Below are 14,066 nucleotides of genomic sequence, written 5' to 3' on the forward strand. Positions count from 1 at the left end.
TTAATTAAATTCAATTGGGGAATAATTATTTGGAAAACTAAAAGGAAACCTCAATTTGTCGTTCAGCTTGATGTTTTTGTAAGTCAATATGATTTGTATTTGATTTTCACGATCTCCTGCTAAAATTACAAATTCTTTAGGAAAAGAAGTGCCTTCTACAATTTGATATGCATTGTAAACAACTTTGACTTGTTTATCATTCAGGCTTAAGGTTTGTTCTTTGACTTTAAAGGTTTTAGTATCCAAAAGTAAAACTTGAGTCAAACCCTCATCATAAGTCGTTATCATTTTAAAATATGGGTTTGCAGTTTCAAAATCGGTTTCAGAAATGTTGATATTTTTGAGCGCATGTCCTAAAAAAAGGTTTTGAATTTGATTATAATTTAATTCAAGCCCTAAAAACGCGCTAATCAACTCAAAGTTCCCATCAAAAAATGAGTTGTCTATTCGCTCATAGAACTTCACTTTTTTGGGTGTTATCATCATTTTTGCCACTTGAATAAAACCTGCAAACTTTGCACTCATCCATAGGGTTTTATCTTTTTTAAATCTATAGCTTATGTTGACGTTTTGTCTTTGCTCATTATCTTGATAAACACCTTTTAAGCGTCCTCGCATAGTTTTAAATTGAGGTAAAGCGTTATTATAATTTTTGACAATACCTTTTAAGGTTTCAGTTTTGAGATCTTTTTCTTTTAGTGCAGATTGACTTCCACCACAAGCAGATAAAATGACTACTGTTATCCAAACAACAAGATAAGGTTTCTGGCTCATAGATTTATTTAAGTTTTTCCCGAAGTTGCTTAACTTTTGCTTGATAAATTTTTGATTGTTCTTCTTCATTTAAAGCTGTATATACACGTTGCAAACTGTCATAGAGTTGAAGCATCAAATTATTTTCTTCAAAAATGTATGATTCTGCTTCAAGTAAAACCGATTCTGCAGCCTTATATTGTGTTTGCTGAAGTAAAGCTTGGCCTTTTATTACCATAAAAACGGCCTGTGTTGGGAAAATTTCTAGCGCTTGTTCTGCGGTTACAATCGCCGCTGAAGGATTGTTGAGTTGAAGCTCTAACACACTTATGTATTTTAAAATTTGAAAATCCTGAGGGTTTTGAGTGAGTGCTTTTCTGAAATTTTTTAAGGCTAAAGGTTTATCCTTTTCAAAATAAAACAAGCCCAGGTCTAAAAAACTGGCAGAATTTTCAGCTGTCTGAGAAGCCATATTTAAAACCTCAACAAATTGATTTTGATATTCAGGGTGTTCCTCTACATATGCTTTAATAGATTCTATTGCTTGAACTTTAAATTTTTTTTCTAAAAACCGATCAGACACAATAACTTCAAGCGCATCAAATGCGTGTTGAACTTCATCTAATTTAAGATGAATTTGAGTCTTTAAAACATAAGCCCTTGTAAAACGAGGATGATCGATAAGTAAACTTTTAGAAGTTTCTAGGGCTCTTTGATATTGCTCATTTTGCATTAAAAATGTGGTCAACCTGTAAGCATTTAAAGGATTGTAAGGTTGTAATTTTATGCGTTTTTTGTAGTATTTTATAGCCTCTTCAGGTTTGTTGTAGGTTTCAAAAATTACTTCTCTTAACTTATCTTTATACGGGTCGAATCCTTCTTTGTCTTCTGCTAAAGACAAAGCGTCTAATGCTTTTGAATATTGTTTTGTAATCAAATAAAGGTTGGCCAGAACCTTAAAATAATCTGGATTTTTTTGAGCTAACTCTCGAGCTAGTTGTATCGCTTTATTGTAGTCTTTTTGTTGTTCATAAACTTTAAACAGTGCTTCGCGAATAGCATAATCATCAGGTTTTAATTGGTCTGCCTGTTTTAAATGCTCTAAAGCTGAACTGTACTGTTCTAGATCAAAATAATTGAGTCCCAATTGAAAATAAATAACAGCTTTATCAGGATGACTGTTTTTTAGCGATTCTAAAACCTCAGTAGCCTTTTCATAATTTTCTATACCGCGTTCCGATAGGGCTTTAAAAAATTGAGTTTGAAATTCGCTATTATGATCAGAATTTGTGATGCTGTCCTGAGGCTCAAGGTCTTGTTCTATTTGAGCATTTAACACTTGAGTATAGATAAATCCCAAAACATAAAACAGATATGTCAATAATTTGAAGTTCATTTATTCTAAAACAGAGTAGTCGCCAATGCTGATGCTTGTAAAATTGCCGTCAAATTTGACAAAATTTCCTATCATAGCATTATCGAGATTAGCATTTTTAATCTCGGCTTGTTCTTGAATTAAGCTGTTTTTTATCGTGCTATCTTTTACTACCGTGCCTTTTCCTAAAGATACATGCGGACCGATTTTGGCATTGATGAGTTTGACATCATCGGCGATAAAACAAGGTTCAGTAATTTCAGAATTATGAATTTCAACCTGATCTGAAATCAGTTTTTCTTCACTATTTTTCAAATGTTCTAAAGTGCGCTTGTTGGTTTCTACCGTTACAGTTTTATTGCCGCAATCCATCCATTCATCAACTTTACCAGGTTTGAAGATGATGCCGTTGGCTTTCATTTTTTCAATACCATCATTGATTTGATACTCGCCACCACGAATGATATTTTCGTCTAAAACACGTTGCAACTGCTCTTTTAAAATACCGACATCCTTAAAGTAATAGATGCCAATTACGGCCAAATCAGATTCAGGATGCTCGGGTTTTTCTACCAAATCCGTAATATGGCCTTTATCGTTGAGGTTAACGACACCAAAAGCTTTAGGATTGTCAACTTGCTTGACCCAAATCATGGCTTCGGTATTGTCTTCAATCGTAAAATCTGCCTTAAATAAAGTGTCAGCATAAGCAACAACTGCTGGTCCACTTAGAGAAGGTTCGGCGCTCATAATGGCATGACCTGTGCCAAGAGGTTGGTCTTGTATGTAAATACTTGCTTTAGCCTTTAAGCCGGTCGCTATGTTTTTTAGTTGTTCTTCAACGGCTTCACCAAAATCTTTGCCTATTACAAACGCTACTTCTTCGATGGGCTCATCAACGACCTTTGCAATATCTTCAACCAAGCGTTGCACAATAGGTTTTCCGGCAATAGGAATCAGTGGTTTTGGGACTGTCAAAGTATGAGGTCTAAGTCGCGAACCACGACCCGCCATGGGAACAATTATTTTCATAAATGTATGTGTTTCAAAATTTTTTCAAAAGTAAGAATTTAAGTTTTGAATGCAGTTTATCCTTTTAAAATTGAGGTAAAAATATTGAAATTAGTACCTGACTAGAGTTATACAATTAAATTTATAAAATATCCCTATTTCTTTGTGAATCAAAAAGACAACCTAAATTATAAGTAAGAAACAGTAATCTCTATCATCGCTTAGCTGCTCTTTAACAAACTATTATGTGAAATCTATAAGCTTAAAATTTTAATTTGGCTTAAATTGTCCTTTTGATTTCATAATTTTGAAACGAGTAAAAAACACTCTCATGAAAAATAAATTTGCATTATTGTGTATTGCTGTACTTTTAGCCGTTAGTTCGTGCAGCTTTACTACAAAAAAGTTTGATACAGAAGGTTCTGATAAAGACAAAATTTTAATTGAGCTCATTACTTACGTCATAGACCAAGGGCATTACGATAAGCGTAAAATAGACAATGGCTTTTCAAAAAATGTTTACAAAGAATTTATTGAAAGTCTTGACCCTATGAAGCGTCATTTTACGCAAAAAGACCTCAAAGATTTTGATGAGTACAAAACGAAAATTGATGATCAAATCCTAGAAAAAGACATCAGCTTTTTCAATTTGGTTTACAACCGCTATCAAGAACGTTTAGAAGATACAAAACAATTTTACGGTTCTATTTTAAACGAAGATTTTGACCTCAATTCAGAGGATTACATCAATACGGATTATGAAAATTTAGATTTTGTCAAAAACACGAAAGCATTAAAAGAACGCTGGAAAAAACAATTACAATTTTCCATTTTATCTAATTATTATTCGGCATTTGAAACTCAAAATGCACAAGCTAAAGAAAGCGATACGATTGAGATAAAATCTACAGACGAACTTAAAAAAGAGGCGATTGATCTAACGCGAGAATCTATTGAGAGATACTTTTCAAACTCTGAAGATTTAAGGCGTGAAGATTGGTTTAACTTATACCTCAACACTGTTGTTTCTCAGTTTGATCCGCATACTGGTTATTTAGCGCCAAGAGATAAAGACCGTTTTGATATTTCTATGTCAGGTAAACTAGAAGGTATTGGTGCCAGGCTTCAAAAGTTAAGAGATAACGTCAAAATTGTTGAAATTATATCTGGTGGTCCTGCTTGGAGAGGTAAAGAATTGGAAGTAGGCGACTTAATCATGAAAGTTAAACAGGAAGACGAAAAACAGCCTGTTAATATTACTGGAATGCGTTTAGACGATGCTGTAGAGCTCATCAAAGGGCCAAAAGGGACTAAGGTAACCTTAACTGTTAAAAAAGTAGATGGCACATTTGAAAATATTACCCTTGTAAGAGATGTGGTAGAAATTGAAGAAACTTATGCAAAATCGACACTTATTAAAAAAGATGATATAGAATTTGGGTTCATTAATCTACCTAAATTCTATTTTAACATGAATAATTATGGCGAGCGTAATGCCGCTTCTGATGTTGAAGAAGAAATTAAAAAACTCAAAAAATCAGGTGTTCAAGGACTTGTCATAGACTTAAGAAATAATGGTGGTGGTTCTTTGTCTGCTGTAGTTGAAATGGCGGGTTTATTTATAGATAAAGGTCCAGTAGTTCAAGTCAAAGATAAAGACGGTAACGTTGATGTATTAAAAGACAAAAAAAGCGGTACAATTTGGGACGGACCCCTTGTTATTTTGGTCAACGAACTCTCTGCGTCGGCTTCAGAAATCCTAGCTGCTGCGATGCAAGATTACAAACGCGCTGTTATTCTTGGTAGCCGCCAAACATACGGTAAAGGGACTGTACAAAATGTTGCTAACCTCAACCGATGGATGCGTAATAATTCTCTTGGTGACATGGGCGCACTAAAGTTGACAACCCAAAAATTTTATCGAATCAGTGGTGGTTCAACACAACTGAAAGGTGTAGAAAGTGACATCAGAGTTCCAGACCGCTATTCTTTTATAGATATTGGCGAAAGAGACTATGACAATCCACTGCCTTATGATAAAATCAAAGAAGCAGATTATAAAGTTTGGTCAGGATACGAAGGACTGGATGACATCATAGCAGCCAGCCAAAAACGTATGGACACTCATCAACAAATTGCTTTAATTGAAGAACAGGCAAAGTGGATTAAAGCTCAAAGAGATAAAAACGAATTTCCACTTAACTTTCAAGCATACAAACAATTAATGACCGAAAACGATGCAAAAGCCAAGAAGTTTGACTCGCTTAATGATTATAAAAACAGCTTAACTTTTAAATCTCTACCATCTGAAATTAAGGCATTTGAATCTGATGAGGCTTTAAAAGACAAACGAGAAAATTGGCATAATAATTTGCAAAAAGATATTTATGTCGAAGAAGCCGTGTCTGTCTTGGAAGATTTGAGACAACACACTAAAAATTTTAAATTAGCCGAGGCTTCAACACAAAACTAATTTCATGAAAAGTCCTAAAGGACAATCGCTTTTTAGTCTGGCGCTCCAAAAATTCAGAATGCGTTTTTGGGGCGTTTTTAGTTTGAGTTATATTGTATTTTGTGCTTTAATCGCACTTTTAGCTTATGTTATTGCCCCTGATTCCTCGGTCAATGCCAACCAAATGCAATTGGCCATACATTCCAAACCACCAGGATTTGAGACTTTGGTCATTGAAATTCCTAATGAAAACAAGACATTGCATTCTTGGATATCTTGGTTCACAGGTCAACAAACTGTAAATACTATAATTCCAATTCAGGATTACAACATCAAAGACAAAGTGGTTGAAATCATTCCCTTTGATGCCACTACACCCAAAGAATCTATTGCTTTAAATCGTTTTGAAGACTCTACTCAACTCAATAAAGACTACATCTATACTAAAACTTATATCCTAGGCACAGATCGGTACGGAAGAGACCTGTTGAGCCGTTTACTCATAGGGACGCGTGTATCTTTGTCTATTGGGTTTGTAGCGGTGTTTATTTCACTTGTCATCGGTATTTTTATCGGAGCAATTGGCGGTTATTTTGGTGGTGCTATTGACCAATTTGTGATGTGGCTGATTAATGTGACTTGGTCTATTCCTACGCTACTTTTGGTCATAGCTCTAACACTGGCTTTAGGGAAAGGCTTTTGGCAAGTCTTTATAGCAGTGGGCTTAACCATGTGGGTCGAAGTGGCTAGAGTAGTTCGCGGACAAGTCAAAAGTGTTAAGCAAATGCCATATATCACTGCAGCTCATGCTTTAGGTTTTTCTCACTGGCGTATAGTGACCAAACATATTTTACCCAATATCATGGCACCAGTGATTGTGATTTCTGCAGCTAATTTTGCTGCGGCTATTCTTATTGAAAGTGGTTTAAGCTTCCTTGGTATTGGCGCACAACCACCTATTCCCACTTGGGGTAACATGATAAAAGAACACTACAATTATATCGTGTTAGGGCAACCTCATTTGGCTATTATTCCAGGTCTAGCTATTATGAGTTTAGTGATGGCATTTATGATGATTGGTAATACTCTGAGAGATGCGTTTGATGTAAAAGCCTAAAACGTTAATTTCTAACAATTTCACTATTTTTTTTAAAACCCTTTTTCGCGTTTCCTTGCCCGATTTCGACTTACCGTATAAACGCCTATAAACACGAGGATTCCGGCTATAACCTTGATGAGATTGAGCTGGTCGGCACCCGTTATAATCGCAAAGGCAATAGCAATTAAAGGTTGCAAATACACAAAAACACCTATTGTAGAAGCAGAAAGTTCTTTAAGGGCATAAATATTGAGCAAATACGTTAAAACAGTAGTCCCTAAAACCACAAATCCCATCCGCCAAATGGCAGAAAATGGTAATGCTGACCATTCAACATCTGTAAATTCACGGATACCAATTGGAAAATTGATGATAACGGCAATCAAGAAAAACCATTTCATCAACGTAATACTACTATACCGAGCCGTCAATGGTCGCACCACAATAAGATATAAGCCATATGAAGTAGCATTGACAATAATCATAGCATTGCCTAACGGAATGTTTGAGCATCTGCTGTAGAGGTTGTTGTAAAGAGGACCAGCATCAATGCGCCGACCAAACCTAATACTGCTCCCGAGGCTTTTAGAAAAGTAATTTTTTCTCGAATTAAAACTGCTGATAAAACAAATACCAGAATAGGTGAAATGGTTACAATCACTGATGAATTTATTGGCGTGGACAGGCTCAAACCTTTAAAAAACAACAACATATTGACACACATTCCCAAAAGTGCACAAAGGATAATCCTTAACCAATCACGTCGTTGAATAGGTTCAGATTTTATAAAACAACTGATAAGCCAAAACACCAAAGCAGCGCCTAAGACTCTGAGGATAACAAAACCAAAAGACTCAATATGATTGGGCATTAAGCCTTTGGCTAAAGTATGATTTACACCAAAAATAAAACTCGCACCTGTAGCAGCAAGAATCGCCCAAATGCGCTTATTCACTTAAATGCCCTTTTAAAGCTTCAACAACTTTTTTTGAATTTCCTATAAAAACTTTATCGTCATCAATAAAAATAGGACGTTTGATAAAAGAGTAATGTTCGAGTAACAAGGCTTTAAAATCTTCTTCAGAAAGATTTTGGTTTTTGAGTCCACGTTTTTGCCAAAGTTGTGCTCTACGATTTATCAAAGCTTCATAACTATCGACATGTTGTCTTAAGAACTCAATATCTTTTTTGGATGCCGGTGTTTTTTTAGTGTCTTGCAAATCAAACCCTTCGATGTTAACTTCGGATAAAATACGTTTGCAAGTATTGCATGTCGATAAATAAAGGACTTTTTTCATGGGATTATTATTTATGATGATGCGCTTTTAGATTTTTTCTTTTGCTTTTGATGGGTTTTATAAATATAGTAACCCAAGCCACCCATGAGCAGGTATGGAAAAATCATAAGATAAACGATACCGTCATTGATGCCTTCAGCAGCCGAGTTATCTGCATTGCTTTCTAAAACCGCTCTGCACATAGAACATTGAGCAAATGCAGAATCTGCAACAAAAGCTATAATTAAAATTAGAAATATTCTATTGCTTTTCATTATGCCACAAATTTAATTAATAATACGGATGCATAAAAATATATACTAAAACCCCGGTGATTGCGACATACATCCAAATCGGAAAAGTCCACCTGGCAATTTTTTTATGCTTTTCATATTGGCCTGTCAATCCACGATACATGGTAAATAAGACCAATGGAATGATAATTCCAGATAACACAATATGGGTGATTAAAATAAAAAAGTATACATATCGCATCCAGCCTTCACCACCATAGGACACCGGCTCATGACTAATTTTTGAAATAACATAACTTACTAAAAACACCACTGAAAGCACAAAGGCTGAAATCATGACATTGCGGTGCAAAATCATTTTTTGATTTTTAATCAGTAGATAACCAACAAATAGAAGAATAGCAGTTAAGCCATTAATGACCGCATGAAAAAATGGAAAAGTGCCCACCTCCAATCCGAGAATATTGGTTCTGGAGTCGAGGTTCATCAGTAAAATAACAACCAAAGGCACAGCTACTGATAGCGCAATAATCAAATTGACTGTAAAGCGATTTGGTGAGATGATAGATTTCATAATTATTCTTTAAGCAATTGTTGGATGTCTTCGATCAAAATATCGATTTGTTGTTCTTCGCTGTAGCGGTTTTGGTCTGCGTCGTATTCTACAGCGCCTTGATAAAACACAATTGGATTGCCGTTGGCATCGCGTCGACTTCTCAAATAACCTTCTTGGTCTATTAAAGCAAAAAAACCTGAATGCTCAAAACCACCAGCAGCTTGAGACTCTTGTTTAGCATACAAATTAAAGCCCTTATTGGCTAAATTCATAATCTTATCCATTTCGCCTGTCATCAAATGCCAATTTGGGTGTTTCACGCCTATTTTATTAGCGTATCTTTTGAGCTGAGCGACCGTATCATTAATCGGATCGATGCTAATAGAGGCGATGCCAAATTGATTTTCTCCATAAAATTTACGCTGTATTTGCACCATGTTTTTATTCATGATGGGACAAATGGTTGGACAAGTCGAAAAGAAAAATTCAACGACATAGACTTTGTTATTGTAATCTTGGTTGGTAATGGTATCGCCATTTTGATTGATGAGTTTAAATTGTGGAACCTTTCGCTTTTTACCATCAAGGGTAATGTAAGCCAAATCTTCTTTTTCAGAACGGCTTTGAGATTCTTTAAAAACCCAAAAGCCAAAAACTAAAACTACTATTGCAAGTCCGATATATTTAAAATACTTCTTCATTTTGCTTTATTCATTTTCATCCTTATTGTATTTTTTTAAGGCCAGACGATATTCAGCTAAAATCACTTTGACGTCATCATTCATTTCATCACTGAGTTCAGCTACTGAAGCCATATCATAAGCATAGCGTTTACTGCCATCTTCATCTTCTAATCGCCCTCTCAGGTCTCTGTCTTTATCAATAATAAAAACATGGCTACTGCTTTGAAATTTATCTAGGATCAAATCTGTTTTTAAGCTTTTAAAAAGCTGTTGATTTTGCTGATTGTTAAGTTCTATAAAAAACCACTTATCGGCTTTGGAAGTGTAGATTAAAGCTTCCATAAAACTTTTGACTTCAGTGGCTTGTCCAGGTAAAACCACACTGACAAACTGCAAGTCTTTAAATTCCTTATAACGATCGTAAATTTTTTCCTTCAGATTAAAGGCATAGGCTTTTTTGGTATCCACATCAGCTCCTAAAAAACTAAGAATAGTGATTTTATCTTGAAAAGTGACAAGGCTATCTTTAAAAACACTTTTGTAACTGTCATTGGTCAATACATTTTCACCGACGGTGTCAAGTTTTGCAAAGTTATTAACCCCACTGGCAAAAAACATATAGGCAAACAATGGCAGTATAAACAAAATACTGAGAACTATGTGTTTTTTTTGAATTTTCATAGGTGCAAAAATAAAAAAGACGTTCTTCATATAGACCGCCTTATCAATGATTTAACCAATTTTTATGCTGTTGCTATTCTTTGACTAAAATTTATGAATTTAAAATTATTTAATGAGTTGATACTTGTTAACCAAAACAGAGGCAGAAATTTGTAGCGTTTTTTCTAGTTTTCTTATCATATCAACCGTTAATTTCTTTTTTCGATTTAAAATTTCAGACACTCGGCTTTTACCGCCAATGATGCCTATCAAATCTTTTTGTCGTAAATTCAATTCTTCCATTCGAATTTTTATCGCTTCAATAGGATCGGGTGCTTCAATCGGGTAATGTTCGTTTTCGTAATTTTCTATCATTAGTGAGAGAATTTCCGCTTCATCGCCTTCTTTTGTATCTGTGGGAGCATCAAAAATTTCCTCCAAATGCCTTAAAGCCTTTCTGTAATCTTGGTCTGTTTTAATTGGTTTTAGTTCCATAATACATTTTTTAAATTGTATCAGCATTTATTTTATCGTATTCCTGATGGGTTCCTATAAATCTAATAAACGCCCATTGTTTTTCATAATTAAATTTAACAACAAGTCGATATGAGTTTCCTTTTATGTTAAAAACCACCCTACTATTTTTAAGAATACTTGCTGAAATATAGGTTTGTTTAACGTCACTTGGTGACAACTATTTCGCGTTTTTCGCTGTATCATACCACGTTTTTAAATACTGTTCTGAATCAGCATGTTTTTTCCAAAACTCTCTAAGAGTGCTCTTTGCAATTATTCGTTTCATTAAAAAACTATTAAACAAATTTACAAAAAGTTCTCTAAAAAAGAACTATTAGTCGCTTTATATTATAAAATCTAAAGAATTTGAATTGTGTTCTGTTTCTTAGCAAGTATAATTAGCCCTAAAAATCCCATGTAATATGACCACCGGTATATACTTCCTCGATGTAGCCACCTTCAATTAATAAAATAGCAATTAAATAGCAAATGAGAAAAACAGCTGTCCAAACGACAACGCGTCTGAGGCCCTTAGTCTCATGTTCCATATGCATAAATGCCCAAGTAATGTAATAGGCTTTAAAAATGGTAAGAATGATAAATAACCAATTGAGAATAGAGGTGTTGATAAATGTGGTTTCTACAAAAAACCTTGGTCTGATGTAACCAAAAATCACCTCAACAATGGTCAATACTGAAAGTATGATAAAAACGTTCCAAATGCGTTTTTTAGCTGAGCCTGAATCGTGTGTTGCTGTATCGTGAGCCATATAAAATATCGTTTAAAAAATTATACCAAATAGAAAAATGTAAATACAAATACCCAGACCAAATCGACAAAGTGCCAATAAAGTCCAACTTTTTCTACCATTTCGTAGCTACCGCGTTTTTCGTAAGTGCCAAGTAAAACATTAAAGAAAATTATGATTAAGATAACTACACCGGAAAAGACGTGAAAACCGTGAAAGCCTGTAATAAAAAAGAAAAAGTCAGCAAACAATGGTGCGCCATATTCGTTTTTGGTCATGTTGGCACCTTCAATAATACCAATGCCTCTATTGTTGAGATAGTCCAAAGAGGTTGATCGGTCTAAAATGGTTTTTTCACCATTTTCGTCCAACTTCATCGTTCTGATTCTCAAGTCTTCGTTGGCAGCAAAACCAGCTTTTATTTGATCGAGAGTAAATTCTGGTAAGGCCTTTTCATCCATATACCATAAGCCTTCACTTTCGGTATGTTGTTGTCTGAGTCCTTCTCGTTCGCCTGTAGCAACATCCTCTAAGGCAACGCGTTCACCTTCGGTATTGGCAAATTGGAGTATTTTACCACTTCGGGTTTCAACAGCGCCGTATTCGCCACTTATAAAGTTGGACCATTCCCAAGCTTGCGAGCCTAAAAAGATAGCACCACCTAGAATAGTCAGAGCCATGTAAGTGACAACTTTATTTTTGTTCATCTGATGACCAGCATCAACAGCGAGAACCATAGTTACCGATGAAAATATCAAAATAAATGTCATCAAAGCCACATAAAACATTGGTGCATCTGTCCCGTGTAAAAATGGGAAGTGATTAAAAACCTCATCGGCAATAGGCCATTCTGTAGAAAATTTGAATCTTGAGAATCCGTAAGCTGCCAAAAACCCTGAAAAGGTTAAAGCATCAGATAATATAAAAAACCACATCATCAATTTACCATAACTGGCTTTAAGCGGTTGTTTTCCACCACCCCAAAGTTTCCCTTCAGTTCCTGTTTTTGCAACAGCAGTCGTATCCATAGTTTAGGTTTTATTTAAGAATTAGGCAAAAATAGTTAATTTTATTATTTATAGAAAGTTAAAAACAAAAACAAAAATAACCACAATATATCTACAAAGTGCCAAAATGTCGAACCTATTGTAAATCCTAACATTTTGCTTGAATTATAGCGTTTTCTAAAATGATTATAAATTAGCACAAAAAGCACGATAATACCAGCAGCCAAGTGCACTAAATGCGCCATGACTAATACATATATGTAAGATGAATTAATAGTGCTGGTTTCTCCGGTAAAATAATAGCCGTTTTCAACCAATGTTTCAAAGCCTTTTAACTGCAAACCAACAAATACTGCTCCTAACAGAAACGTGAAAAATAAAAACAAAGATGTAAGGTTTCTTTTATCTGCTTTAAGGAGTTTTTTTGAAAGAAAAAGAGTCAAACTACTCATCAAAATTACTATTGTGCTAGTGCCAAATATCTCTGGTAACTCAAAATCTGAAATCCAATCTGGACGTTTACTGCTCACAACGTAAGCACTGGTTAAACCTGCAAAAGTCATGACCATACTGATGATGCCGAACCACAGCATCATTTTTTTAGACCGGTCTCGTTTTTCTTGTTCTGAACGCTGTTCTATAGCCATACTCTAAATATTTTATCTCCGACGTAAACCAATTGAATTAAAGTAATATATGTGACACTGGCCAACATCAATTGTTTTGCTGATTTGGTATCTCTTTTTTGGTAAAGCCGAATCGCAAAATACAACATGATTAAACCCAATATAAATACGATTCCTGCAGAACCTAGACTTAATCTTAAATCACCAGTAACACCAAACACAGGAATAATAGACACTGCAATGGTCCAAATACAATACAATATAATTTGAATGGCTGTGCCAGTATCCCTTTTTCCAGTGGGCAACATAAAAAATCCACCACTTTTATAATCGTCATATAACCACCAACCCAAAGCCCAAAAATGTGGGAATTGCCAGAAAAATTGTATCATAAATAAAGTGCCGGGTTCGATACCAAAATCACCTGAAGTGGCAACCCAGCCAAGCATAAATGGTATGGCTCCGGGGAAAGCACCTACAAAAACAGAAAGTGGTGTTTTGGTTTTTAAAGGTGTATAAATTGCCACGTAAATGAATATAGAAACCCCACCAAAAAATGCCGTCGTGGGATTGATAATGTATAATAAAGTTAATCCAATTAAAGTGAGAACTACCGCAGTAACCCAAGCTGTGTTCACTGTCATCCGGCCACTGGGTAAGGGTCTATTTTGGGTGCGCTTCATCAAAGCATCCAAGTCTTTTTCTATAATTTGATTGAAGGCGTTAGAAGCACCCACCATGGCATAACCACCAACAAAAAGCAATGCAAAAGTCAATACCTCAAATTGCTGCGCACCCAATACATAACCAGCTAAAGACGAGAATACAACACTCAAAGATAAGCGGTGTTTAGTCAGGGTTTTAAATTCACTTACCCATGATATTTGAGCTGTATGTGTAATGGCTTCTGGCAATTATAAATTTTTGCAAAGATAAAATTTAAAAGGTGGTTTTTAACCTACATAAATCTTAATCTTTTCTAAGTGAAATTTTTATCGGTCATTGCTAAGAGTAAAGTGTGAACGACGAACCAAATTTTCAAATGGAT

General features: G+C 35.0%; 15 protein-coding genes and 2 pseudogenes. 2 read left to right on the top strand and 15 right to left on the bottom strand.

The window, feature by feature from the left end:
* The 3 genes from FCN74_RS02190 to FCN74_RS02200 are packed head-to-tail and all read right to left on the bottom strand — an operon-like array spanning position 1 to position 3,160.
* Entirely contained in the window at positions 1-774 is a 774-nt protein-coding gene (locus tag FCN74_RS02190; protein ID WP_171047092.1) for a DUF4292 domain-containing protein, read from the bottom strand.
* Positions 775-778: 4 nt separating this feature from the next.
* On the bottom strand, positions 779-2,149 hold the full coding sequence (locus FCN74_RS02195) for a tetratricopeptide repeat protein (protein WP_138930955.1): 1,371 nt from the start codon (positions 2,147-2,149) through the stop codon (positions 779-781).
* On the bottom strand, positions 2,150-3,160 hold the full coding sequence (locus tag FCN74_RS02200) for a sugar phosphate nucleotidyltransferase (RefSeq protein WP_138930956.1): 1,011 nt from the start codon (positions 3,158-3,160) through the stop codon (positions 2,150-2,152).
* A gap of 310 nt (positions 3,161-3,470) precedes the next feature.
* On the opposite strand from FCN74_RS02200, the gene FCN74_RS02205 reads away from it, so the two are divergent.
* Both FCN74_RS02205 and FCN74_RS02210 read left to right on the top strand, forming a co-directional pair.
* Positions 3,471-5,612: a carboxy terminal-processing peptidase gene (locus tag FCN74_RS02205; RefSeq protein ID WP_138930957.1), complete on the top strand. Its 2,142-nt coding sequence runs from the start codon at positions 3,471-3,473 to the stop codon at positions 5,610-5,612.
* A gap of 4 nt (positions 5,613-5,616) precedes the next feature.
* Positions 5,617-6,708 (top strand): ABC transporter permease, encoded by a 1,092-nt coding sequence (locus FCN74_RS02210; protein ID WP_138930958.1) that lies wholly within the window; start codon positions 5,617-5,619, stop codon positions 6,706-6,708.
* A 32-nt stretch (positions 6,709-6,740) separates the two neighbouring features.
* Here FCN74_RS02210 and FCN74_RS02215 read toward each other — a convergent pair.
* From FCN74_RS02215 to cyoE, 12 genes and pseudogenes are all read right to left on the bottom strand, one after another.
* Positions 6,741-7,645, bottom strand: a pseudogene (locus tag FCN74_RS02215) (DMT family transporter).
* Complete coding sequence (locus tag FCN74_RS02220; protein ID WP_138930959.1) at positions 7,638-7,988, bottom strand: arsenate reductase family protein; 351 nt, start codon at positions 7,986-7,988, stop codon at positions 7,638-7,640. The pseudogene FCN74_RS02215 and the gene FCN74_RS02220 overlap by 8 nt, the downstream one beginning before the upstream one ends.
* 11 nt (positions 7,989-7,999) lie before the next feature.
* On the bottom strand, positions 8,000-8,242 hold the full coding sequence (locus FCN74_RS02225) for a hypothetical protein (RefSeq protein ID WP_138930960.1): 243 nt from the start codon (positions 8,240-8,242) through the stop codon (positions 8,000-8,002).
* Positions 8,243-8,258: 16 nt separating this feature from the next.
* Complete coding sequence (locus FCN74_RS02230; RefSeq protein ID WP_138930961.1) at positions 8,259-8,795, bottom strand: DUF420 domain-containing protein; 537 nt, start codon at positions 8,793-8,795, stop codon at positions 8,259-8,261.
* 2 nt (positions 8,796-8,797) lie between these two features.
* Entirely contained in the window at positions 8,798-9,478 is a 681-nt protein-coding gene (locus FCN74_RS02235; RefSeq protein WP_138930962.1) for an SCO family protein, read from the bottom strand.
* 6 nt (positions 9,479-9,484) lie between these two features.
* Positions 9,485-10,141 (bottom strand): hypothetical protein, encoded by a 657-nt coding sequence (locus FCN74_RS02240; protein ID WP_138930963.1) that lies wholly within the window; start codon positions 10,139-10,141, stop codon positions 9,485-9,487.
* Positions 10,142-10,246: 105 nt separating this feature from the next.
* Positions 10,247-10,615, bottom strand: coding sequence for a helix-turn-helix domain-containing protein (locus FCN74_RS02245; RefSeq protein WP_138930964.1), 369 nt, complete (start codon positions 10,613-10,615; stop codon positions 10,247-10,249).
* A gap of 10 nt (positions 10,616-10,625) precedes the next feature.
* Positions 10,626-10,922 (bottom strand): annotated as a pseudogene (locus tag FCN74_RS02250) (type II toxin-antitoxin system HigB family toxin).
* Between the two features lie 118 nt (positions 10,923-11,040).
* A complete protein-coding gene (locus FCN74_RS02255) occupies positions 11,041-11,406 on the bottom strand; it encodes a cytochrome C oxidase subunit IV family protein (protein ID WP_138930965.1) in 366 nt (121 codons plus the stop codon).
* A 20-nt stretch (positions 11,407-11,426) separates the two neighbouring features.
* Positions 11,427-12,413 carry a cytochrome c oxidase subunit 3 gene (locus FCN74_RS02260; RefSeq protein ID WP_138930966.1) on the bottom strand — a complete coding sequence of 329 codons (987 nt, stop codon included), beginning with the start codon at positions 12,411-12,413 and terminating at the stop codon, positions 11,427-11,429.
* Between the two features lie 44 nt (positions 12,414-12,457).
* A complete protein-coding gene (locus FCN74_RS02265) occupies positions 12,458-13,039 on the bottom strand; it encodes a cytochrome c oxidase subunit 3 (RefSeq protein WP_138930967.1) in 582 nt (193 codons plus the stop codon).
* Positions 13,030-13,932 (bottom strand): heme o synthase, encoded by a 903-nt coding sequence (gene cyoE / locus FCN74_RS02270; RefSeq protein WP_138930968.1) that lies wholly within the window; start codon positions 13,930-13,932, stop codon positions 13,030-13,032. Before cyoE ends, FCN74_RS02265 begins: the two co-directional genes overlap by 10 nt.
* Positions 13,933-14,066: the final 134 nt, after the last annotated feature.

It is taken from the genome of Mesohalobacter halotolerans (assembly GCF_006120725.1).
GTDB lineage: Bacteria > Bacteroidota > Bacteroidia > Flavobacteriales > Flavobacteriaceae > Psychroflexus > Psychroflexus halotolerans.

Coding starts and splice junctions, on each gene's coding strand:
- FCN74_RS02190 (WP_171047092.1), bottom strand. CDS start 774: ATGAGCCAGAAACCTTATCTTGTTGTTTGGATAACAGTAGTCATTTTA.
- FCN74_RS02195 (WP_138930955.1), bottom strand. CDS start 2,149: ATGAACTTCAAATTATTGACATATCTGTTTTATGTTTTGGGATTTATC.
- FCN74_RS02200 (WP_138930956.1), bottom strand. CDS start 3,160: ATGAAAATAATTGTTCCCATGGCGGGTCGTGGTTCGCGACTTAGACCT.
- FCN74_RS02205 (WP_138930957.1), top strand. CDS start 3,471: ATGAAAAATAAATTTGCATTATTGTGTATTGCTGTACTTTTAGCCGTT.
- FCN74_RS02210 (WP_138930958.1), top strand. CDS start 5,617: ATGAAAAGTCCTAAAGGACAATCGCTTTTTAGTCTGGCGCTCCAAAAA.
- FCN74_RS02220 (WP_138930959.1), bottom strand. CDS start 7,988: ATGAAAAAAGTCCTTTATTTATCGACATGCAATACTTGCAAACGTATT.
- FCN74_RS02225 (WP_138930960.1), bottom strand. CDS start 8,242: ATGAAAAGCAATAGAATATTTCTAATTTTAATTATAGCTTTTGTTGCA.
- FCN74_RS02230 (WP_138930961.1), bottom strand. CDS start 8,795: ATGAAATCTATCATCTCACCAAATCGCTTTACAGTCAATTTGATTATT.
- FCN74_RS02235 (WP_138930962.1), bottom strand. CDS start 9,478: ATGAAGAAGTATTTTAAATATATCGGACTTGCAATAGTAGTTTTAGTT.
- FCN74_RS02240 (WP_138930963.1), bottom strand. CDS start 10,141: ATGAAAATTCAAAAAAAACACATAGTTCTCAGTATTTTGTTTATACTG.
- FCN74_RS02245 (WP_138930964.1), bottom strand. CDS start 10,615: ATGGAACTAAAACCAATTAAAACAGACCAAGATTACAGAAAGGCTTTA.
- FCN74_RS02255 (WP_138930965.1), bottom strand. CDS start 11,406: ATGGCTCACGATACAGCAACACACGATTCAGGCTCAGCTAAAAAACGC.
- FCN74_RS02260 (WP_138930966.1), bottom strand. CDS start 12,413: ATGGATACGACTGCTGTTGCAAAAACAGGAACTGAAGGGAAACTTTGG.
- FCN74_RS02265 (WP_138930967.1), bottom strand. CDS start 13,039: ATGGCTATAGAACAGCGTTCAGAACAAGAAAAACGAGACCGGTCTAAA.